Genomic DNA, 20549 nt, shown 5'->3' with positions numbered 1-20549 from the left:
GACGGGCGGCGGCAGGGTGCTTGCTTCTTTTTGACGGGGTGGGCTCGAACAAGCTGCGAGCGCGCATGCCAGAAGAGCCGCGACCATCGGTCGGAAGGAAATCATCTATGTGCTTTCAGGTTCTTGGGGGAGCGATGTGGGCAGGCGTTGCCAGGACGAGGGGCGGCCGTGGGCCCAGGAGTGCACATCGGAGAGCAGGAATGCATAGGCTGCGAGCACGTCGCGCCAAGCGAAGGTGACGCGCGCGCGATTCAGCGTCGCGGCGCTCATCTCGCTGCGCTGCGCGGCGTCGTCCAGCAGCTTGTCGAGCGCGTCGCGGCAGCTGCTGGTGTCCTTGAAGTAGCCCGCGCCGTCGCCGGCCACCCAGCGGTTGAACTGGTTGTCGTGGGCCAGCACCGCATTGCCGGCGCCCATGGCTTCCAGCAGGGAGGGATTGGTTCCACCCACGCGATGGCCGTGCACGTACAGCATGGAGTGCTTGCGCAGCGAATGAACGATGCTGCTGTCGTAGATCGCGCCCGGGAAGCGCACCTCGCTGCTGGCCGCGGCCTGCACCTGGGCGTGGTAGGCGACCTCGGACCGGTAGTTGCCGAGCACCACCAGGTCGACGCCCCGCTTCTTCGCGGAGAAGGCCTGCACGATCTCCAGGATCGAGTTCTCCGGCTCGGGCCGTGCGATCACGGTGACGAACTTGCCCGGCTGCACGCCCAGGTCCTTCAGCGGCGCGGCATCCACGTCCTCGATGGCCGTGGTGCCATAGGGAATCGTGGTGATCTTGCGGGCTCGTACGCGCGAGGACAGGTGGCGTGCGATCTCCGGATGGTCCGCCACGAGGTGGGTCGCGCCGAGGCACCCGGCCCAGTCGTTGAGGTAGAGCCAGGCACGCGCCATCGGACCCCACTTCTGGCGCGACCATTCGATGCCGTCCATGTTCATCACGTTGGGAATGCCGGCCGCGCGCAGGCGCAGGCCGAACAGCGCGGTGTTGTAGCCGAGCGTGAGCACCAGCGAGGGCCGGTCTTTCAGCGCGTGCGAGATGCAGGCCCAGTCGAAGCGGATCGAGTTGAGGGCGGTGTCGCGCCCGACGCCGATGTGCACGCGCCGGATGCCGTGGAACATGCTTTCCCGGGTCGGCATCTTTCCGTCTTCCTGGCAGTAGACGGTGACCGCCCAGCCAGCGGAAAGCAGGTAGGGCGCGAGTTGCTCCGCGAAGGTCTCGAAGCCACCGTGATTGGCGGGAATGCCTCGAATTCCCATGATGGCGATGGATTTCGACGGGGTCGTGGAGATGGACATGTTGGACTTCATAGGAGGCGATCGAACGAAGGGGAGGTGCTGCTCGTCACGCACGCATCGAGGCTGGCGAAGGTCGCCGAAGCAGGGAGTGATCTGTAGAGGGCCGGAACCGGCCGGACGAACGGAAGCGGCGGCCTTCAGGCCGTGAGCGACTGCATGGCCCGGGTGATGGAAGAGATGCTCCGGAACACGCTGCGCGTGAGCAGCGCTTCCGGGATCTCGCCGAACTCCGCCTCGAGCGCCAGCATCACGTTGACGCTGGCGAGCGAGGTCAGGCCGGCATCACCGAGGCTTGCATCCTTGGGGAGTCTGTAGACGTCATGGACCAGGCGTCCATGCTTGCCGAGTACCTCCCGTACCACGGCCTCGACGTTGTGAATGTCGGTTGTTGTATTCATGTGTGTGACAGCTAAAACGAACTCATTTTTTTATCGACTCTGCGTACCCCACCCGCCTTGCGGGCGCCATGCTCCTATCCCGTTGCGGCCGGCTCCATCGGCCTGATCTGCGCGATGACCGTGGCCATCGCGAGGCTACCTTCATGGCTCATCGAGAGCAGGATGTCGTGTGCACCGAGTTCGCGCGCACGTGCCGCCACGTTGCCGGCCAGGCGCATGCCCGGGCGGCCAGCGGCATCACCGCGGACCTCGATGTTGCGCCAGTCGACACCGATCTCGGCCAGGTCGAGCGCCTTGATGAGGGCCTCCTTGGCGGCGAAGCGCGCGGCGAGGCGCTTGGGCGATCCGCTTGAAACCTCGACCTCGTGCGTCGAAAAGATGCGATGGACGAATCGGTCGCCGAATTCCGCCAGCGAATCCTCGATCGCATGGACGTCCACCAGATCCACGCCGAGGCGGAGATTGGAGGTGGGGTCTTGACGACGGGGGCTGGGCATGCTGACTGGGTGTTGACGTGAATCCGACGACAGGGAGCCTAACGATTCGGCCAAAAGTTGTACATAGTCATCTCGACTACCTCCGTCGGTACCGGCCATGAGGCAGACGTCGGAGCGAAACTGCGGAGGCTCGCGTCACGAACATCGTCATGGGTCCGTTTGCCTTTGTTGCCCAATGCCGTGGGGCCGGCTCGGTCGCGGTGCTTGCGGCTGGCCCCGTCGTCCCGAACTCCGCAGCCGTGCACGCTTCGGCGGTGAATGAGCGCTGCGCTTTGCAAGCAATGGACGTGTCGCGCGGAACATGGCGCGCCTGTTGCCGGACCCATTGCAGGATGAGTTGCGGGGTGATCGGAATGCGCATGCGGAGGCCTGGTGACGTGGCTTGTGCGCTTGCGGAATGTTGCGCTTCAAATGTGCCGGTGTTGGCAATGCACGACAACCAAAGAGGCTGCATTCGTGCTGTGCATTTCGATGACGATCGTTGCTTCAAGGAAATGATTGACACCACTCCGTCACTGGTTGACGAGGGCCGCGATTCGCTGAAAGAGGTCGGCATTTGCAGGGTACTGTGACGACTGTCCGTTTCAGCGCAGGGCAGGCGGCTTGAGGCACATTGCCGGGCTCTCGCATGGTTTCCAATGGGCGTCCTGGGCGCTGCCAGCGCCCTGGTTTTTCTGATGACAAGAGAGGCTTCGACATTCATGAACCAGTCGCCGCCGGCAGCGCAAGCCGCCGACCGCTATGACCCCCGCAAGTTCCACGAAGAGCTCGTCGCGCACGGCTTGCTCCATCCATCAGGCGTGAGGGGAGTGCATGGCCGGGGAGAAGTCTTCGAGCACATCCTCCAGTGCTTCGACGCGTTGTTCATGCGCACCGGTGATGCGCCTGACGCGAGGCCGATGATGTTTCCCCCGATCGTGGCACGCGAGCTGATCGAGAAGATGGGCTACCTCGGCAACTTCCCGCAGTTGATCGGCAGCGTGCACAGCTTCTTCGGCAGCGATGCGCAGGCGCGCGAGATGGCGGCCCGGGCGGCCGAAGGCGAGCGCTGGGAAGACATGCTCGACATCGCCGAGGTGATGCTGTTGCCTGCCGCCTGCTATCCGGTCTATCCGCTGTTCGGCGGCCTGCTTCCGCAAGGCGGACGCCTGGTCAGCGTGGTGGGATGGTGCTTCCGGCATGAGCCCTCCCATGAACCGACACGGATGCAGTCGTTTCGCATGCGGGAGCTGGTGCGCGTGGGTGCGCCCGAGGCCGTGCAGCAGTGGCGCGACGATTGGCTGGCGCGCGGGATGGCGATGTTCCGCAGCCTCGGATTGCCGGTGCACAGCGAGGTCGCGAACGACCCCTTCTTCGGCAAGACCGGACGCTTGCTGGCCGAGAGCCAGCGGGAGATGGCGCTCAAGTTCGAGATCGTGGTGCCGGTGGTGTCACTCGAAAGGCCGACGGCGATCTGTTCGTTCAACTGGCACCAGGAGCACTTCACCGGCAAGTTCGGCATCCGGCAGTCCGACAGTGCGGTCGCGCACACGGCCTGCATCGGGCTGGGGCTGGATCGATCAGTGCTGGCGCTTTTCAAGACCCACGGGATGGATCCGGATCGCTGGCCGCAGGAGGTGCGCAGCGTGCTGCGCCTCTGAACGGCGGCACGGCGTTCACCTGCCAGCGGGTGGCACGACGACGGCGCGGCCGTCCCGGGTGGTGTAGGTCGAATCGCTGTCGTCAGCGGGCCTGGGCGTGCCGTCCGGGCCGATCACCGTGGAGCGGCTGTCGGGGATGGTGTCCGGGTTCGTGACCTGGCCGCCGCCCGCACGGGCCAGCGCCTCACCGGCATCGCGGATGCAGGCATTGCGCTCGGGCCGGGGCAGGTTCCCACTGTTGCACTGCGCGATCGTCTGCTCGTAGCGCTGGCGGGCGGCCTCGGAGGGTTGTGCGCTTGCCGTCGACACGGCGAGTGCGAGCAGGGCCAGGAGGATAGCAATGGGCAAGCGTTGCATGGTTGAACCTCGCTTCTTCGCAGACGCGGAACGTGCCCGCAAGACTAACCCTTTCCGGCTTCCCATGCCGGTACTTCGGCTGGGCCTTTCAGGTCGTCATCGATGTGCGGATCGGCCGGTTGGCCGCGCACCTTGCGCACGGTACGCCGGATCCAGTGCTCGATGTCGTCGATGTAGGTGAACACGGCCGGCACCACCAGCAGGCTCAGCACCGTCGAGGTGATGAGCCCGCCGATCACGGCCACGGCCATCGGCGAGCGGAAGCTCGAATCCGCCGCGCCGAAGCCCACCGCGATCGGCAGCATGCCGGCGCCCATCGCGATGGTGGTCATGATGATCGGCCGTGCGCGCTTGTGGCAGGCGTCGCGCAAGGCGTCCCAGCGGCTCATGTGCTGCTCGCGCCGCGCGACGATGGCGTATTCCACCAGCAGGATGGAGTTCTTCGTCGCCACGCCCATGAGCATGATGAGCCCGATCAGCGAGGGCATCGACAGCGCCTTCTGCCCGATCAGCAGGCCGACGAAGGCGCCGCCCAATGCCAGTGGCAGTGCGCAGAGGATGGTCACCGGATGCAGGAAGTCCTTGAACAGCAGCACCAGCACGATGTAGATGCACAGCACGCCGGTCAGCATCGCCAGGCCGAAGCTGTTGAACAGTTCGGTCATCACTTCCGCATCGCCCACTTCAGCCACGCGCACGCCCGGTGGCAGGTTGGTGATGGAGGGCAGCTTCATGACCGCATCCTTCGCGTCGCCCAGGCCCACGCCCGAGAGTTCGATTTCGAAGTTGACGTTGCGCGAGCGATCGTAGCGGTCGATCACGGCGGGGCCGCCTTCGACCGTGAGCTTGGCGACCTGGCCGAGCATGACGGGGCCGCGTGCGCTCGGCACGCTGAGGCGTTCCAGCAGGGGCAGGTCGGTGCGTGCGGAGTCTTCGAGCTTGACCACGATCGGCACCTGGCGCTGTGCGAGGTTGAGCTTGGGCAGCGACACGTCGTAGTCGCCCAACGTGGCCACGCGCAGGGTCTCGGCGATGGCGCTGCTGGTCACGCCGAGGTCGGCGGCGCGGGCGAAGTCGGGGCGCACAGCGATCTCGGGGCGGATCAGGCTCGCGGTGGAGGTGATGTTGCCGAGGCCGGGGATGGTGCGCAGGTCGCGCTCGACGGCGCGGGCGGCGGTGGTCAGCGCGTTCGGGTCATCGCCTGACAACGCCAGGATGTACTTCTCGCCCGAGCCACCGAGGCCGACGGTGCTGCGCACACCGGGCAGGCTTTCCAGTGCGGCGCGGATCTGGTTCTCGATGACCTGCTTGCGCGGCCGGTCGCCGCGCTCGTCGAGCTGGATCGTGAGCGTGGCCTTGCGCGTTTCCGGTGTGCCGAAGTTGGCGAAGGGATCGCCGCCCGCGCTGCCGCCGGCCACGGTGGTGTAGACGCTGCGCACATGCTTGACCTCCATCACGCGGCGCCGCGCCTCCTCGGCCGTGGCCGTGGTCTGTGCCAGCGTGGCGCCGGGTGCGAGCGAGATGTAGACCTGCGTCTGCGAGTTGTCGTCGGGCGGGATGAAGCCGGTCTTGAGCAGCGGGATCATCGCCAGCGAGCCGAAGAAGAACAGCGTGGCCAGCACCATGGTCGAGAAGCGGTGCTTCATGGACCAGCCCACCATGCGCATGTAGACCTTCAGCCAGCCGGCTTCCTTCTCCTGCGTGACGATGGGCTTGAGGATGTAGGCCGCCATCATCGGCGTGAGCACGCGCGCGACCACCAGCGAGGCGAACACCGCGAGCGATGCGGTCCAGCCGAACTGCTTGAAGAACTTGCCCGCCACGCCGCTCATGAAGGCGGTCGGCAGGAACACGGCGATCAGCGTGAAGGTGGTGGCGATCACGGCCAGGCCGATTTCGTCGGCAGCCTCCATCGCCGCCTGGTAGGGCGTCTTGCCCATGCGCAGGTGGCGCACGATGTTCTCGACCTCGACGATCGCATCGTCCACCAGGATGCCGACCACCAGCGACAGCGCCAGCAGCGAGATCACGTTGACCGAGAAGCCAAGCAGGTACATGCCGATGAACGCGGGGATGACCGACATCGGCAAGGCGATGGCCGAGACGAAGGTCGCGCGCCAGTCGCGCAGGAACAGCCACACCACGAGCACGGCCAGGATGGCGCCTTCGTAGAGCAGGTGCAGCGAGCCCTCGTACTCTTCCTCGACCGGCTTGACGAAGTTGAAGGCCTCGGTGAGCTGGATGTCGGGATGTGCCGCGCGCATCTCGCCGAGCGCCTTCTGGATCGCGGCGCCGACCTCGACTTCGCTGGAGCCGCGGCTGCGCGCGACTTCGAAGCCGACCACGGGCTTGCCATCCAACAGGGCAGCGGCGCGCGGTTGGGCAATGGTGTCGCTCACGCGCGCGACCTGGTCGAGGCGGATGCGACGGCCGTCGGACAGCGCGATCTGCAGGTCGGCCAGTTCGTCGGCCGATTGCACCGTGGCGAGCGTGCGCACCGGTTGCTCGCTGCCACCGAGGTCGGTGCGGCCTCCGGCGCTTTCGGTCTGCACCTGGCGGAGCTGGCGCGAGATGTCGGCCGCACTCGCGCCGAGCGCCTGCAACTTGGCCGGGTCGAGGTCCACATGCACTTCGCGCGTGACGCCGCCGACGCGGTTGACCGCGCCGACGCCCGGCAGCGCGAGCAGCTTCTTGGTGACGTCGTTGTCGACGAACCAGCTCAGCGCGGCGGCGTCGAGCTTGCTCGATGCGATGGTGAAGGCGAGCACCGGCTGCGCCGCAAAGTCCAGCTTGGTGACGACCGGATCGCGCACGTCGGCGGGCAGGTCGGAGCGCACCTTTTGAACGGCGGAACGCACGTCATCGACGGCTTCCTGCACCGGCTTTTCCAGGCGGAATTCGACGATCAACGTGGCCGCGCCGTCCTGCACCTTGGTCGTGATGTGCTTCAGGCCTTGGATGGTGGCGATGGCATTTTCGAGCTTGCGCGCGACGTCGGTTTCCAGCTGCGAGGGTGCGGCGCCGGGCAAGGCGGCCGAGACGGTGACCGTGGGCAGGTCGATGTCCGGAAAGTTCTGTACCTTCATCGCATTGAAGGACAGCAGCCCGCCAAAGGTGAGCAGCACGAACAGCATCACCGCCGGGATCGGGTTGCGGATGGACCATGCGGAGACGTTCATGGTGACCCCTTTACTTGGACGCGGCGGGCGCCGGATTGGCAGCATCCACGACGCGCACCAAGTCGCCATCGTTGAGGAAGCCCGCGCCTTGCACCACCACCTGCGCATCGGGCGGCAGTTTGGTCGTGATCTCGACGCGCTCGCCGACGCGGCGGCCGGTCTCGATCTTGAGTTGGCTCACGCGGTTGTCGGGTTGCAGCAGCAACAGGTAGTTGAAGCCGTCGCGCGGGACGATGGAGGCTTGCGGCACGGTCAATGCATTGCTGCGGCCCAACTGGAAATCGCCGCGCGCGAACATGCCGGCCTTGATGGCGCTGTTCTGCTGCAGGTTGGGCATGTCGACGTAGACGATGGCGGCGCGGGTCTGCGGGTCGACCATCGGCGATACGGCGCGCACCTTGCCTTGCACCTGTGCGCCGCTGGCGCTGATGACGGTGGCGGGTGTGCCGACGGGCACGCGGCCCAACTCGGCGGAGGTGACTTCGGCACGCCATTCGAGGCGGCCCTGGCGGATCAACTTGAACAGCTCGGTGCCGGCGGCGACCACGCTGCCGACGGTGGCGGTGCGCGCGGAGATCACGCCGTCGTCGGGGGCCAGCACCTGCGTGTTTCGGCCACGGACCTGCTGCGCGGCAAGCACCGCCTCGGCGGCTTCGACGCGGGCCTTGGCGGTCTGTGCAGCGGTGGTGTACTGGTTGATCTGCTGCTGGCTCAGCGCGCCGGTCTTCTCGAGCGTGCGTGCGCGTTCGGCCGTGCCGGCGGCGTCGGCGGCGGTGGCGCGGGCTTCGGCGAGCGAGGCCTTGGCCTGGGCCACGTCGGCATTGATCGTCTCGGGCGCGAAAGTGGCCAGCACCTGGCCGCGCTTGACGGCGTCGCCGACGTTGACGCGCACTTCGGCCAGGCGCAGGCCGTTCGATTCGGAACCGACGCTGGCCTCCTGCCACGGCATCACGTTGCCGTTGGCCGCGAGCGTGTCGGTCAGTTCGGCGGGCTCGGGCTTGGCGACGGTGACCGTGAGTGTCGGCCGAGCGGGCGGTGCACCGGGCTTGGCGGCAGCCGGGCTGGGGGCACCCGGTGCGGGCTCGGGCTTGCGCATCATGAAGAAGGCGGCAGCCGCGATGACCAGCAGCACCACGGCGGCGACGATGAGGGTTGGACGTTTGATGTTCATTGCGACTTCGAGGATGTCGTTTCTTGTTGGGGCGCGGTCTGGCTGATGGCGGTCGCGCCATCGGGCCGGACCCAGCCGCCTCCCATGGCGCGATACAGCGCCACCCAGGCGTCGGAGCGCTCCTGCTGCAATTGCACGCGCGCGGTGAGCGCGGTGATCAGCAGGCGGCGCGAGGTCTCCAGGTCGAGCAGGCTGGCCAGGCCGCTTTGATAGCGGGCCAGCATCGCGTCGAGCGAGGCTTGGTAGTTCTGCACCGCGACGTCGGCATCGTCGGCGCGGCGGGTGGTGCTGTCGAGGTTGAGCAGCGCCGTCTCGACTTCGCGCACGGCCTGGCGCACATTGCCGCGATAGACCGAGGCCGCCTCGTCATAGCGTGCGGTCGCGGCATCGACGTTGGCCGCCAGCGCGCCGCCGTCGAAGATCGGCACCGTGAGCTGCAGCGGGCCGATGTTCCAGGTGTCCAGCGTTTCCTTGAAGCCCTGGGTGCGAAGCTGCAGCTTGCCGACGGTGCCGGTGAGCGTCAGGCTCGGATAGCGCGCGCGCTGCGCTTCGCCGACCGAGGCGCTGGCCGCTGCGACATCGAGTTCGGCCGAATACAGGTCGGGCCGTTGCGCGAGCGCCTCGGCCGGCACGCTTTGAACGGTGCGGGTTCGCGGCAGCGGACGATCGGCGGGTGCCGCGGCCAGCTTCTGGTCGACCACCTTGGCGTCCAAGCCGGTCAAGGCCACCAGCCCCGCGCGCACCACGGCGCACTGCGAGCTTTGCAGCTTCAGGCGGTTCGATGCGTCAGCCGCACTGGCGCGGGCCAGGGCCGCATCTGCGGGGGCGGTGAAGCCGGCGCGCATCGAGAGCTCGGTCAGGCGGGCCGTCTCGCCGCGGGACTTGGCGTCGTTCTCGGCCACCGTCACGAGCTGCTCGCAGGCGCGTTCGTTGAAGTAGAGGTTGGCCGTGTCGGCGGCCACGGACACGCGGGCCTGGTGCCAGCGCGCGTCGGCCCCGGCAAGGCGCAGGCTGCTCGCGTCACGCCCCGCACGCAGCTTGCCGAACAGGTCGATTTCCCAGCTTGCCTGCAAGCCGGCCTGGTAGGTGGTGACGATCGGCGTGGCGGTCGATCCGCCCGTGGTGGTGGCCGCGCTGCCAAAGCCGCTGGTGCCGGCGAACTGCGAGTTGCCGCGGGACGCCGATGCCGTGCCCGACAGGTTGGGCAGCAAGGCCGCACCGGCCGCGACGCTGCTGGCGCGCGCCTCGCTGACGCGGGCCGCGGCGCTGGCCAGGGTCGGGCTCGCGTTCTCGGCGGCGTCGATCAACTCGACCAGCAAGGGGTCGTCGATCTGACGCCACCATTCGGTCAGCTCGCGCACCGAGCCGCCGTGGGGCAGGGCGGCCGAGGCGCCGGGCGCCGGCAAGGGTGCGTGCCATTGCGCGGGCAACGGGGCGTCGACGCTGGACGGTGGTCGCGTCAGGCTGCAGCCGCCCAAGGCGAGCGCCAGGAGGGACAGGCAGGCGGCCGGACCGATCCGTCTCGATCTGCGAAGGCTCATAGGATCTTGTCGGTCTTCTTCTTGCGGGCGATGGCCGCCCGCCGGGGTTGGAAAGAGGGCATGTCGCCGCGGCGCCGGGCCTCCGAGGCAACCAGCGCGAGAGCGTACTGGACGAGGCGCTCGGCCCATGTATCGATATGCGATGGCGAGCGTAGGAGCGGCGGCCGAATTTCACCGATGACGTCCTGCATCACGAAGAGCTGGATGGCCAGGCCGGTCACCGAGAATGCCAGGCGGTGCATGTCGTCGTCGGCCCTGTTCGCGGGGACGCCGAGGTGCCGGCACAGCAGGCCGACGAGGGCCTGGTGGGGCGCCTTGACGTCGCGCTCCAGCTCCATCTTCCACTGGCTGGTGGGCTCGATGAGTTCGCGCATGTGCAGGCGCATGCATTGGCGTGCCGTTTCGCTGTCCTTCAGCGGTGCGACGTAGCTCGTCATGAAGGTGCGCAATGCCTGTTCCAACGACAGGTCGGGGGCGGTGAACTGCGAAATCAGTTCGCCGGAATCACCGCCCATGGGCTCAGTGAAGGTTGCGGCATAGAGGCCGGCCTTGTCGCCGAAGTAGTAGCTGATGGCGGCGATGTTGGCGCCTGCCGCCTGCGCGATCTCGCGCGTGGAGGTCTTGGCGAAGCCCTTTTCCGCGAACAGGGCGAGGGCGGCGTGCAGGATGCGCCCGCGCGCCTCCACGCCGTCGGCGCGGGTGGGATGGGGTGGCAGGGTGGAGACGGACATGGGGCCCGTATTGGAACCCATAAATCAATCGATTGATTAACTTAACCCACACCGAGCGTGTGGCCTTCCGCGGGAACCGCGGCTTTGGCGCAGGACGACGATGTGCGCAAAGCGCCCGCGTCCCTGCGAAGATCGGACCATGGACACGCGCAAGACAGAGCCCGATGCCAAGCCGCCGCGGCGCGAGCGAATCTTCATCAGCTACCGCCGCGCCGACTCCGCCGGCCACGCCGGCCGCTTGAAGGACGATCTCACCCGCATCCTGGGCGATCGGGTGTTCATGGATGTCGCCGACATCGCGCCGGGTGTGGACTTCGAGCGCGCCCTGCACCGCGAACTGGCCTCTTGCGGCGCGGTGCTCGCGGTCATCGGCCCACGGTGGCGTGAAGCCCTGGAGGCGCCGCGCGAGGGCCAGGACTATGTGCGATTCGAACTGGCACAGGCGCTCGCGCAGGCGGATGTGCGGGTGGTGCCCGTGCTGATGCAGGGGGCGAGCCTGCCCACTGCCGCGCAACTGCCAGCAGATCTGCAAGCCCTGGCGAATCGACAGGCGACGGTCATCCGGGACGATCGGTGGCAGGACGACGTGGCGCACCTGGCGCGCGAACTGCGGGTCGCGCTCAGGCTGGCCCGGTATCCGGTGCGGTGGGTCGTGGCAGGCGGGGTCGTTCTCACCGCACTGGCCGCGTCCGTGGCCTGGCTGGCGTTGAAGTCGCCGCCGGCGCCCGCCGCCTTCGACCGAGGCCGGGCCCATGACATCACCCTGGCAGCCACCACGAAAGCAGCGGGCAAGTGCAAGCCGGCAAGCAGCCTGGCGGGCGAGTGTCCCCTGGTCTTCAGCTTCAAGCCCGACGGCAGCGTGCGCAACGTGTACTTCGCTTCCGGCTCTTGCATCCTGAAGGCGCCGCCCTTCGGCGACTGCGTGGTCGAGAAACTCTCCGCCGTCCGCATCCCTCCTTTCGACAACGTCGACGAGGCCGAAGTGGGGCTGAACGTGATCGTGAAGCAGGGCGCGTCGGTGAAGGTCGTCGTGGACGAGTGACGCGATCAGCAGCAGCGCCCCCGACCCGTCCCATAGCGCGCCTGCTGCCGCTCCCGGAAGAAGGCCTCGTAGCTCATCGGCTCCCGGTCCGGATGCGTCGTCCTCATGTGTGCCACGTAGGTGTCGTAGTCCGGCACCCCGACCATCAGCCGCAGCGTCCGCGTCAGCGTGCGGGCCAGGTAGCGGCCGGCTTCGGGGAGCGAGGCGTTCATCGCTGCCTCATCCGGTCATCCAGCCGAGGTCGCCGGCTCGAACGGCGTCTCGCGCGTGGTCGGGCGGTTCTCTGCCCGCGCGGCCAGCGAGGTCTTCACGCTGTAGAACAGCACGCTGAGCACCACGAAGATGAACACGCCGCACAAGGCAGCGTCGAGCCGGTCGTTGAAGATGATGCGCGACATGGCCTCCGGCGTCTTGGCGGGCGCAAGCAAGGTGCCTTGCGCGAGTGCCTCGGCGTACTTGCTGGCATGCGACAGGAAGCCGACCTTCGGGTCCGACGAGAAGATCTTCTGCCAGCCTGCCGTCAGCGTGCAGATCAACAGCCAGGTCGCCGGGACCATCGCCACCCATGCGTAGCGCTCGCGCTTCATGCGGAACAGCACCACGGTCCCGAGCATCAGCGCCACCGCCGCAAGCATCTGGTTGGAGATACCGAACAACGGCCACAAGGTGTTGATGCCGCCGAGCGGGTCGACCACACCTTGGTAGAGGAAGTAGCCCCAGGCCGCCACCGTCAAGGCCGTGGCCACCAGGTTGGCCGGCAGTGAATCGGTCTTTGCCAGCGCCGGCACGAAGCTGCCGAGCAGGTCTTGCAGCATGAAGCGCCCGGCGCGTGTGCCGGCGTCGACGGCGGTGAGGATGAACAGCGCCTCGAACAGGATCGCGAAGTGGTACCAGAAGGCCATCATCCCCGGGCCGCCGACCGCCTGCTGGAGGATGTGCGCCATGCCCACGGCCAGGGTGGGCGCGCCTCCGGCGCGGCCGAGGATCGTTGTCTCGCCCACGTCCTTGGCGGTCTGCGTCAGCATCTCCGGCGTCACCGCGAAGCCCCAGCCCGAGATCGCCTGCGCCACCGCTTCCGGCGTGGTCCCGACCAGCGCGGCCGGGCTGTTCATCGCGAAGTACACGCCGGGCTCGATGCACGCGGCCGCCACCAGCGCCATCACCGCGACGAAGGACTCGGCCAGCATGCCGCCGTAGCCGATCAGGCGCATGTGGCTTTCGTTGTCGACCATCTTGGGCGTGGTGCCCGAGGAGATCAGCGCATGGAAGCCTGACACCGCGCCACAGGCGATGGTGATGAACAGGAAGGGGAACAGGTTGCCCGACCACACCGGCCCGTTGCCCTGCGCGAACTGCGTGATGGCGGGCATCTGCAGGGTCGGCGCGACGAACACGATGCCGATGGCCAAGGCGACGATGGTGCCGATCTTGAGGAAGGTCGACAGGTAGTCGCGCGGCGCCAGCAAGAGCCACACCGGCAGCGTGGCGGCGATGAAGCCGTAGCCGATCAGCATCCAGGTCAGATGGGTGCCGTCGAAGGTGAAGAGCGGCGCCCAATAGGCGCTGTGGCTCACCGCCTGCCCGCCGAAGATGGACGCCATCAGCAGCACGAAGCCGATCACCGAGATCTCGCCGATCTTGCCCGGCCGGATGAAGCGCAGGTAGATGCCCATGAAGATCGCCACGGGAATCGTCGCCGCCACGGTGAAGGTGCCCCACGGCGATTCGGCCAGCGCCTTCACCACGATCAGCGCCAGCACCGCGAGGATGATGATCATGATCATGAAGGTGCCGAACAGCGCGATCATCCCGGGCACCGTGCCCATCTCGGTCTTGATCAACTCGCCGAGCGAGCGGCCGTCGCGCCGGGTCGAGATGAACAGGATGATGAAATCCTGCACCGCGCCGGCGAACACCACGCCGGCCAGGATCCACAGCAGGCCGGGCAGGTAGCCCATCTGCGCCGCCAGCACCGGGCCGACCAGCGGACCGGCGCCCGCGATGGCCGCGAAGTGGTGGCCGAACAGCACCTTCTGGTCGGTGGGCACGTAGTCGAGCCCGTCGTTGTGGCGGTGCGCGGGCGTCTTGCGCTTGGGGTCCACGGCCAGCACCGTGTTGGCGATGAACAGGCTGTAGTAGCGGTAGGCGATGAGATACACGCACATCGCCGCGACCACGATCCAGAGTGCGTTGATGGACTCGCCGCGCGAGAGGGCCACCGTGCCGAGCGCAAAGGCCCCGAGCACGGCGATGACGAGCCAAACCAGATGCCGACCGATGTTCTGCATGGTGTTCTCCCCGGTGGATGGGCCTGCATGGTTGATGAATTCCGGCGGGCCGTCAACCATCCTGGTAGCTGGCGGTCACTGTTGCGGTGACCGTTTGTGAGCGGGCCATGCGTCCGGCGAGGCGCCCGCGGGCCCGCAACGGACGCGCCAGCTACGATCCGCGCCATGCCATCTCCCGCCAGCCCCGCGCTTCCCCTCGATGCCAACGCCATCCACGCGCTGGCCGCCCGTTCGATGTTCCACCTGTTCTCCAGCATCAGCCAGGGCATGTTCCTGGTCGATCGCAGCGGGCGCATCGTCTGGGTCAACGAGGGCTACAAGCGCTTCCTGCCGGCGCTCGGTTTCTCCTCGGTGGACCAGTTCATGGGGCGCATGGTCGAGGACGTGATCCCCAACACGCTGATGCGCCAGGTGCTGGAGACCGGCAAGCCGATCCTGATCGACCTGCTGACCAACAAGGCGGGTACTTTCGTGGTCAGCCGCATTCCGCTGCATGCGGAGCGCGAAGGCGACGAGGGATACGTGCTGGGCGAGGTGATCGGCGCGATCGGCATCGTGCTGTTCGACCATCCGGAGACCACACTGCAGCCACTCATCAGCAAGTTCGCGATGCTGCAGCGCGACCTGGACGACGCGCGGCGCGAGCTGGCCACGCAGCGTGCCAATCCGCTGCTGCGGCAATCGAGCGACGGGCAGCGCCGCGCCAAGTACACCTTCGCGAGCTTCATCGGCAGCAGCCCGGCTGCGGTGGATGTGAAGCGGCATGCGCGGCGCGCGGCGCAGTCGTCCAGCCCGGTGCTGCTGCTCGGCGAGACCGGCACGGGCAAGGAACTGCTGGCGCATGCAATTCACACGGCGTCTGCGCGGGCCAACGGGCCCTTCGTCAGCCTGAACATCGCAGCGGTGCCGGACACCTTGCTGGAGGCGGAGTTCTTCGGCTTTGCGCCCGGCGCCTTCACCGGTGCCGATCGCCGCGGCCGCGAAGGCAAGTTCAAGCTGGCCGATGGTGGCACGCTGTTCCTCGACGAGATCGGCGACATGCCGATGAGCCTGCAGGCCAAGCTGCTGCGGGCGCTGCAGGAGGGCGAGATCGAGCCGCTGGGATCCAACAAACTGGTGGCCTTCGATGCGCGCGTGATCGCGGCCACCTCACGCGACCTGGCGGCGCTGGTGCGTGACGGGCGCTTTCGCGAAGACCTCTACTATCGGCTCAACGTGCTGCCCCTGCGCGTGCCGCCGCTGCGCGAGCGCCGTGGCGACATTCCCGCGTTGGTCGAGGCGCTGGGTGAGGACATGGCACAGCGCAGCGGCGAGGCACCGCCGGAGCTGATGCCCGATGCGCTGGCCCTGCTGGCAGCGCAGCACTGGCGCGGCAACACGCGCGAGTTGCGCAACGTGCTGGAGCAGCTCGCGATGCGCAGCGACTCGACGCGCATCGATGCGGCCGAAGTCAAGCGCGTGCTCGCGGAGACCGGCCTGGAGCAGATCGCCACGCCCGCGCCGATGGCCGAAGCGCATGGCGACGCCGAAGGTGAACACCTGCTGCGTCCGCTCACCGAGCAGATCGCGGAGCTGGAGCAGCGGGCAATCGCCGCTGCGATGGCGAAGACCGGTGGCAACAAGCTCGCGGCATCTCGGCTGCTCGGCATCTCGCGCGCGACGCTGTACGACCGGATGACCGATCCGCAAGTGAAGTAGGCGCGTCAGGGCGTTTGAAGTTCCAACACCATCGACACCTCGACCACGCCTCCGCCTGGCAGCGAAGACACGCCCACGGTCGTTCGCACGGGCAGGGCCGCATCGGGGAAGACCTCACGCAACAGCTTCGATGCAGCGTCCATCACCTGCACATGATCCGTGAAGCTGGCCGAGGCGGCGAGGTAGCCATTCAACGCGACCACACGGCGCACCTGGCCGAGGCTGCCCAGTTCATGCTGCACGGCGCGCAAAAGCGACCGCACTGCGGCCATGGCGGCAAGCTGCCCGCGGGGTACGTCATCGGGGCCTTCGAGGCGGCCCGTGATGACGCGGCCGTTTTCGCGGCCCACGACGCCGCTGGTGTGGAGCAGATCGCCCACGCGCGCCAGGCTGGCGTAGTGGCCGGATGGCCGTGCGCGGGAGGTGTCGTCGCCTGGAGCCACCACGTCCAATCGCCGATCCGAATCGACCGGCATCGGTCGTGCGTCTCCGCGCAGCCAGCAACCTTCGGGCGCCGCATCGGCCGCTGGCAGGCGGACAAAGATCTCCGAGGGCGAACCCATGGCTTCGCCTTGCCGCACGGTCACCAGCACTTCGGCGTCGCCCACCGCGCCGCATTGGCGCAGGCCCCAGGCCAAGGCCGCGGCAGCGATGCCGGTGGCGGGGTCCTCCGGGTAGCCCGAGGATTTCGGGAACTGCCTGGCGCTCGCGGTGGCCGCTTCGCTGCCGGCCAAGGCATAGGGATAGAGCCCGGTGGAGCCGAGCCGCTCGCAGAGCGACTCGACCCGCGGGAGATCGACCTGCAGACCCGCGAGCATCGCCGCATCGAGCGGGATCAGGGTCTTCACGCGGCTGGTGCATGAATTCAGCACCGGCCCCCGGATGTCGCCGACCTGGATGCGCAGGCAAGCCGCGATCTCCGCGACCAACGCATTGTCGACACGATGCACAACGGCGGGCGGCTGGCTGATCTCCACCATGCCATCGACGAAGCGTCCGCACACGGTGCCGCTCAGTGTCTCGATCGTCGTGGCGCTGCCGTTCCATTCGCCGCGCCGGTGCAGCAGCCAAAGCGCAGCCACCGTCGCGTGCCCGCACATTTCCATCTCGTGCCGTGGCACAAAGTAGCGCAGGCGAAGGGCATGCGCCGCGTCGCCGGGCTTCAGCACGAACACCGACTCATGGCCGCTGCGGCGCGCCTGGGCCAGCATCTCATCGGTGGTCATCGTGTCGGCATCGAGCCACACGGGCGCGGGGTTCCCGCCATCCTCGCGGCCCGGCAGGCCGAAGACACGGATCATCTGCATCGTGGCCATGTTCAATCCGCCTTGGCATTGACGGCGCGTGCGATGCCGCCCCACAGTGCGATGTCCGCGCGGATCTTCTGCGCGAAGGCATCGGGCGCCAGCGACAGCGGCGCCACGCCCTTGGCCAGCATGTCGGCGCGCAGGGCGCGGTCCTGCATCACCTTGTCGATCGCGGCGCGCAGTCGCTGGAGCGCGTCCTTCGGCGTTGCGGCCGGCGCCATCAGGCCGTACCAGAGTTCGGGCTTGAAATCCTTGACGCCCGCGGATTCGAAGGTCGGCACCTCCGGGAACACGGCCGATGCCTCGCTGATGGCGAGGGCGCGCATGCGCCCGGCACGCACCTGCGCGACCAATGCCGTCGGGTTGTCGAACAGCAACTGGATCTGGCCGCCCATCAGGTCGGCCTGTGCTGGCGCCGCGCCCTTGTAGGGGATGTGCGTCATGTCGATGCCGGTGCGTTGCCTGAACAGCTCGGCAACAAGATGGCTGGAGCTTCCGTTGCCGATGCTGCCGTAGTTCAGCGTGCCGAGCCTGGACTTGGCGTAGCGGATGAGTTCCTGAACGTTCTGCGCCGGCAGCGTCGGACTCGCGACCAGCACGAAGGGTGTGGACCCGAGCGTCGCCACCGGCACCAGGTCCTTCACCGGGTCGTAGGGCAGCTTGGGATAGACCGCTTGGGCCGAGGCGATCGTCGTCGTGGTGGCGGCCACCAGCGTGTAGCCGTCCGGCGTGGTCTTCGCCGCGTAGCCGGTGCCCACGGTGCCGCCGGCGCCGGCCCGGTTGTCGATGATGACCGGCACGCCGAGTTCGGCCTGCAGGCGCACCTGCACCGCGCGGAAGATCACATCGGTGCCGCCGCCGGCAGGAAAGGGCACGACGATGGTGATGGGCTTGGCGGGCCAGGCTTCAGGCGCGGCCGATGCGATGCCGGTGGCAAGCACGGCGCTGGCGGCGGCAAGCCGGAACAGGCTGCGGCGGAGGATTCGGATGGGGGTCATGGGTGGATCCTTTGCTGGGGTGTCCGCAGTTTTGTCGAGCACGCGCCAGCCGATGGCTCCGATCGCGACGCGGACAACCACAATCGCGACAATCGACGCCATGCAACCCAAGGACGAAGGGCCGGCGCCGCGGCTGTCGCCGTACGCGGAACAACTCAGCGGTCGCACGAAGACGGTCGTCAACGTGCGGGAGGGCTACCAGACGCCCTGGCATGCGCACGATTGCGACATGCTGTTCGTGCCGGTGGCAGGCCGCTTCGACGTGGTCGGGCCGGACGGTGAGCCGCTCACGTCGGGGCCCGGCGAGTTCAGTTGGTTCGCGGCGGGCGAGGGGCATGCGACCACGGCGCAGACCTTGCGGCAGACGCACCTGGCAATCTATGTCGATCCCGATTTCTGGTCGCTGGTGCTGCGCGCGCAGGGCATCGAGCGACCGGTGCAAGGCATGCGCTCCGGGAGCGTGGCGATGAACATGCTTTCGCAGAAGCTCTTGCAGACTTCACTCGACGGCGCCGACAGCGAGGCCAATGCGGTCTATTGCGGCGCGTTGATCATGGAGGCCGCACGGCTCAGCGCGAACCCGGTGCTGCACGAGCGCGGCACGCCGGCCCGGATGGTGGCGCAGCTGCTGACCGACTTCATCGACGCGGACCTGGCCCGGCCCTTGTCGCTCGATGCCTTTGCCGACAAGCACCGGCTGTCGCGCCGGCAGGTGGAGCGTCAGTTCCGCTCGGCCTTCGGCATGTCGCCGCTGGAATTCCAGCAAGCACGGCGCATCGAGCGGGCGCGCTACCTGTTGCAGACGACCAGCGATTCGGTGCTGTCGATTGCGCAGCAAGTGGGGTGGGAGTCAGGGTCGTACCTGTCGCGGGTGCTGCGAAAGACCTGGGCGCGCACGGCGGCGGAATTGAGAAGTTCGCAACCGGCCAGTGAGTGATGGAAAACCCTGTTCATGAATTAGACAATTGTCTTTTTCGCGAACACAAATTTTGTCTGAAAGAGCGCAGTACCTTGCGTGTCACAAGGGAAACCCCTTTGTAATCAAACGTCTCCAGGCTGGCACGGACTGTGCAATATTTAGCCATTCCAACCAGGAGACCTGATCCATGAACCGTCGCAGCCTCGTCGCGATCGCAGCCCTCGCCGCCATCGCAGCCGCCGCTTCCGCCCCCGCCCTTGCCCAGTCCGGCAAGGACATCCGCATCGCCCACATCTACAGCAACACCGGCCCGCTGGAGGCTTATGGCAAGCAGACCGCGATCGGCTTCAACCTGGGCCTGGAGTACGCGACCGAGGGCACCATGACGGTCAACGGTCGCAAGATCGTCGTGATGGAGAAGGACGACCAGGGCAAGCCGGACGTCGCCAAGTCGCTGCTGGCCGCGGCCTACAGCGACGACAAGGCCGACCTGGCCGTCGGCACCTCGTCGTCCGGCGCCGCGCTGGCGATGCTGCCGGTGGCCGAGGAGTACAAGAAGCTGCTGGTCGTCGAGCCCGCCGTGGCCGATTCGATCACCGGCGACAAGTGGAACAAGTACATCTTCCGCACCGCGCGCAACAGCTCGCAGGATGCGATCAGCAATGCGGTCGCGCAGGACAAGGACGGCACCTCGATCGTGCTGCTGGCGCAGGACAACGCCTTCGGCCGCGACGGCATGACGGCGTTCAAGGAGTCGTTGAAGAAGGCGAAGGTGGTGGGCGAGGAATACCTGCCGCCCGCGACCACCGACTTCACTGCCGCCGCACAGCGCATCCTCGACAAGTTCAAGGGGCAGGGCGGCCGCAAGGTGGTCTACATCGTCTGGGCCGGCGCGGCCAATCCGTTCAAGGTGTCGGACCTGGGCCTGAAGAGCAACGGCATCGAGATCGCGGGCGGCGGCAACATCCTGCCGGCGCTGGTCAACTACAAGCCCTTCCCGGGCATGGAAGGCTCGATCTACTACTACTTCGGCATCCCGAAGAACCCGGTCAACGAGTGGCTCGTGTCGAACCACTACAAGAAGTACAAGGCACCGCCGGACTTCTTCACCGCCGGTGGCTTCGCGGCAGCCACGGCCATCGTCACCGCGCTCAAGAAGACCGGCGGCGACACGACGACCAACAAGCTCATCTCGACCATGGAAGGCATGAGCTTCGAGACGCCCAAGGGCAAGATGACCTTCCGCAAGGAAGACCATCAGGCGATGCAGTCGATGTACCACTTCAAGATCAAGGTGGACCCGGCGTTCGCGTGGGGCGTGCCGGAGCTGGTGCACGAGATCAAGCCCGAGGAAATGAACATTCCCATCCGCAACAAGCGTTGATGCCTTTCCCTCTCCCCGCCGGGGAGAGGGCAGGGTGAGGGGCATGCTTCCTGCGACGCAAGCCCCTCACCCCAACCCTCTCCCCAAAGGGGCGAGGGAGCCA

General features: G+C 67.3%; 17 protein-coding genes. 5 read left to right on the top strand and 12 right to left on the bottom strand.

Annotation, left to right across the window (positions count from 1 at the left end; all coding sequences use genetic code 11):
* Positions 1-105 precede the first annotated feature (105 nt).
* The 3 genes from WKW79_RS18195 to acpS form a co-directional block, all read right to left on the bottom strand.
* A complete protein-coding gene (locus WKW79_RS18195) occupies positions 106-1296 on the bottom strand; it encodes a DUF1972 domain-containing protein (protein WP_340336578.1) in 1191 nt (396 codons plus the stop codon).
* Between the two features lie 137 nt (positions 1297-1433).
* Positions 1434-1694, bottom strand: a complete 261-nt coding sequence (locus WKW79_RS18190) for a phosphopantetheine-binding protein (RefSeq protein ID WP_340336577.1) — start codon at positions 1692-1694, stop codon at positions 1434-1436.
* 74 nt (positions 1695-1768) lie between these two features.
* Positions 1769-2191, bottom strand: a complete 423-nt coding sequence (acpS, locus tag WKW79_RS18185) for a holo-ACP synthase (RefSeq protein WP_340336576.1) — start codon at positions 2189-2191, stop codon at positions 1769-1771.
* Positions 2192-2892: 701 nt separating this feature from the next.
* Here acpS and WKW79_RS18180 point away from each other — a divergent pair.
* On the top strand, positions 2893-3831 hold the full coding sequence (locus tag WKW79_RS18180) for an amino acid--[acyl-carrier-protein] ligase (RefSeq protein ID WP_340336575.1): 939 nt from the start codon (positions 2893-2895) through the stop codon (positions 3829-3831).
* Positions 3832-3846: 15 nt separating this feature from the next.
* On the opposite strand, the gene WKW79_RS18175 is transcribed toward WKW79_RS18180, so the two are convergent.
* Genes WKW79_RS18175 through WKW79_RS18155 form a run of 5 tightly spaced genes read right to left on the bottom strand, consistent with a single transcriptional unit; the run spans position 3847 to position 10810 of the window.
* Positions 3847-4188: a hypothetical protein gene (locus tag WKW79_RS18175; RefSeq protein WP_340336574.1), complete on the bottom strand. Its 342-nt coding sequence runs from the start codon at positions 4186-4188 to the stop codon at positions 3847-3849.
* Positions 4189-4232: 44 nt separating this feature from the next.
* The gene (locus WKW79_RS18170) at positions 4233-7367 is read right to left on the bottom strand and encodes an efflux RND transporter permease subunit (protein ID WP_340336573.1); all 3135 of its coding nucleotides are present in this window, start codon (positions 7365-7367) and stop codon (positions 4233-4235) included.
* Positions 7368-7377: 10 nt separating this feature from the next.
* Positions 7378-8538 (bottom strand): efflux RND transporter periplasmic adaptor subunit, encoded by a 1161-nt coding sequence (locus WKW79_RS18165; RefSeq protein ID WP_340336572.1) that lies wholly within the window; start codon positions 8536-8538, stop codon positions 7378-7380.
* Positions 8535-10079 (bottom strand): efflux transporter outer membrane subunit, encoded by a 1545-nt coding sequence (locus WKW79_RS18160; RefSeq protein ID WP_340336571.1) that lies wholly within the window; start codon positions 10077-10079, stop codon positions 8535-8537. Before WKW79_RS18160 ends, WKW79_RS18165 begins: the two co-directional genes overlap by 4 nt.
* Positions 10076-10810 (bottom strand): CerR family C-terminal domain-containing protein, encoded by a 735-nt coding sequence (locus WKW79_RS18155; RefSeq protein ID WP_340336570.1) that lies wholly within the window; start codon positions 10808-10810, stop codon positions 10076-10078. The genes WKW79_RS18160 and WKW79_RS18155 overlap by 4 nt, the downstream gene beginning before the upstream one ends.
* Positions 10811-10949: 139 nt before the next feature.
* Here WKW79_RS18155 and WKW79_RS18150 point away from each other — a divergent pair, with 139 nt between their 5' ends.
* Positions 10950-11852, top strand: coding sequence for a toll/interleukin-1 receptor domain-containing protein (locus WKW79_RS18150; RefSeq protein WP_340336569.1), 903 nt, complete (start codon positions 10950-10952; stop codon positions 11850-11852).
* A 5-nt stretch (positions 11853-11857) separates the two neighbouring features.
* Here WKW79_RS18150 and WKW79_RS18145 read toward each other — a convergent pair whose 3' ends face one another.
* The gene (locus tag WKW79_RS18145; protein WP_340336568.1) at positions 11858-12064 is read right to left on the bottom strand and encodes a YbdD/YjiX family protein; all 207 of its coding nucleotides are present in this window, start codon (positions 12062-12064) and stop codon (positions 11858-11860) included.
* 15 nt (positions 12065-12079) lie between these two features.
* The gene (locus WKW79_RS18140) at positions 12080-14140 is read right to left on the bottom strand and encodes a carbon starvation CstA family protein (protein WP_340336567.1); all 2061 of its coding nucleotides are present in this window, start codon (positions 14138-14140) and stop codon (positions 12080-12082) included.
* Positions 14141-14305: 165 nt separating this feature from the next.
* On the opposite strand from WKW79_RS18140, the gene WKW79_RS18135 reads away from it, so the two are divergent.
* Positions 14306-15838, top strand: a complete 1533-nt coding sequence (locus tag WKW79_RS18135; RefSeq protein ID WP_340336566.1) for a sigma-54 interaction domain-containing protein — start codon at positions 14306-14308, stop codon at positions 15836-15838.
* A 5-nt stretch (positions 15839-15843) separates the two neighbouring features.
* On the opposite strand, the gene WKW79_RS18130 is transcribed toward WKW79_RS18135, so the two are convergent.
* A complete protein-coding gene (locus WKW79_RS18130) occupies positions 15844-17154 on the bottom strand; it encodes a PhzF family phenazine biosynthesis isomerase (RefSeq protein ID WP_340336565.1) in 1311 nt (436 codons plus the stop codon).
* Between the two features lie 2 nt (positions 17155-17156).
* On the bottom strand, positions 17157-18143 hold the full coding sequence (locus tag WKW79_RS18125) for a Bug family tripartite tricarboxylate transporter substrate binding protein (protein ID WP_340336564.1): 987 nt from the start codon (positions 18141-18143) through the stop codon (positions 17157-17159).
* 100 nt (positions 18144-18243) lie between these two features.
* On the opposite strand from WKW79_RS18125, the gene WKW79_RS18120 reads away from it, so the two are divergent.
* On the top strand, positions 18244-19080 hold the full coding sequence (locus tag WKW79_RS18120) for an AraC family transcriptional regulator (protein ID WP_340336563.1): 837 nt from the start codon (positions 18244-18246) through the stop codon (positions 19078-19080).
* Positions 19081-19249: 169 nt separating this feature from the next.
* Positions 19250-20446 carry a substrate-binding domain-containing protein gene (locus WKW79_RS18115; protein ID WP_340336562.1) on the top strand — a complete coding sequence of 399 codons (1197 nt, stop codon included), beginning with the start codon at positions 19250-19252 and terminating at the stop codon, positions 20444-20446.
* Positions 20447-20549 lie beyond the last annotated feature (103 nt).

This window comes from Variovorax robiniae, from assembly GCF_037889955.1.
Lineage (GTDB): Bacteria > Pseudomonadota > Gammaproteobacteria > Burkholderiales > Burkholderiaceae_C > Variovorax > Variovorax robiniae.
Note: the sequence above shows the minus strand (reverse complement) of the source record. Positions and strands in the feature narration are given on the sequence as shown.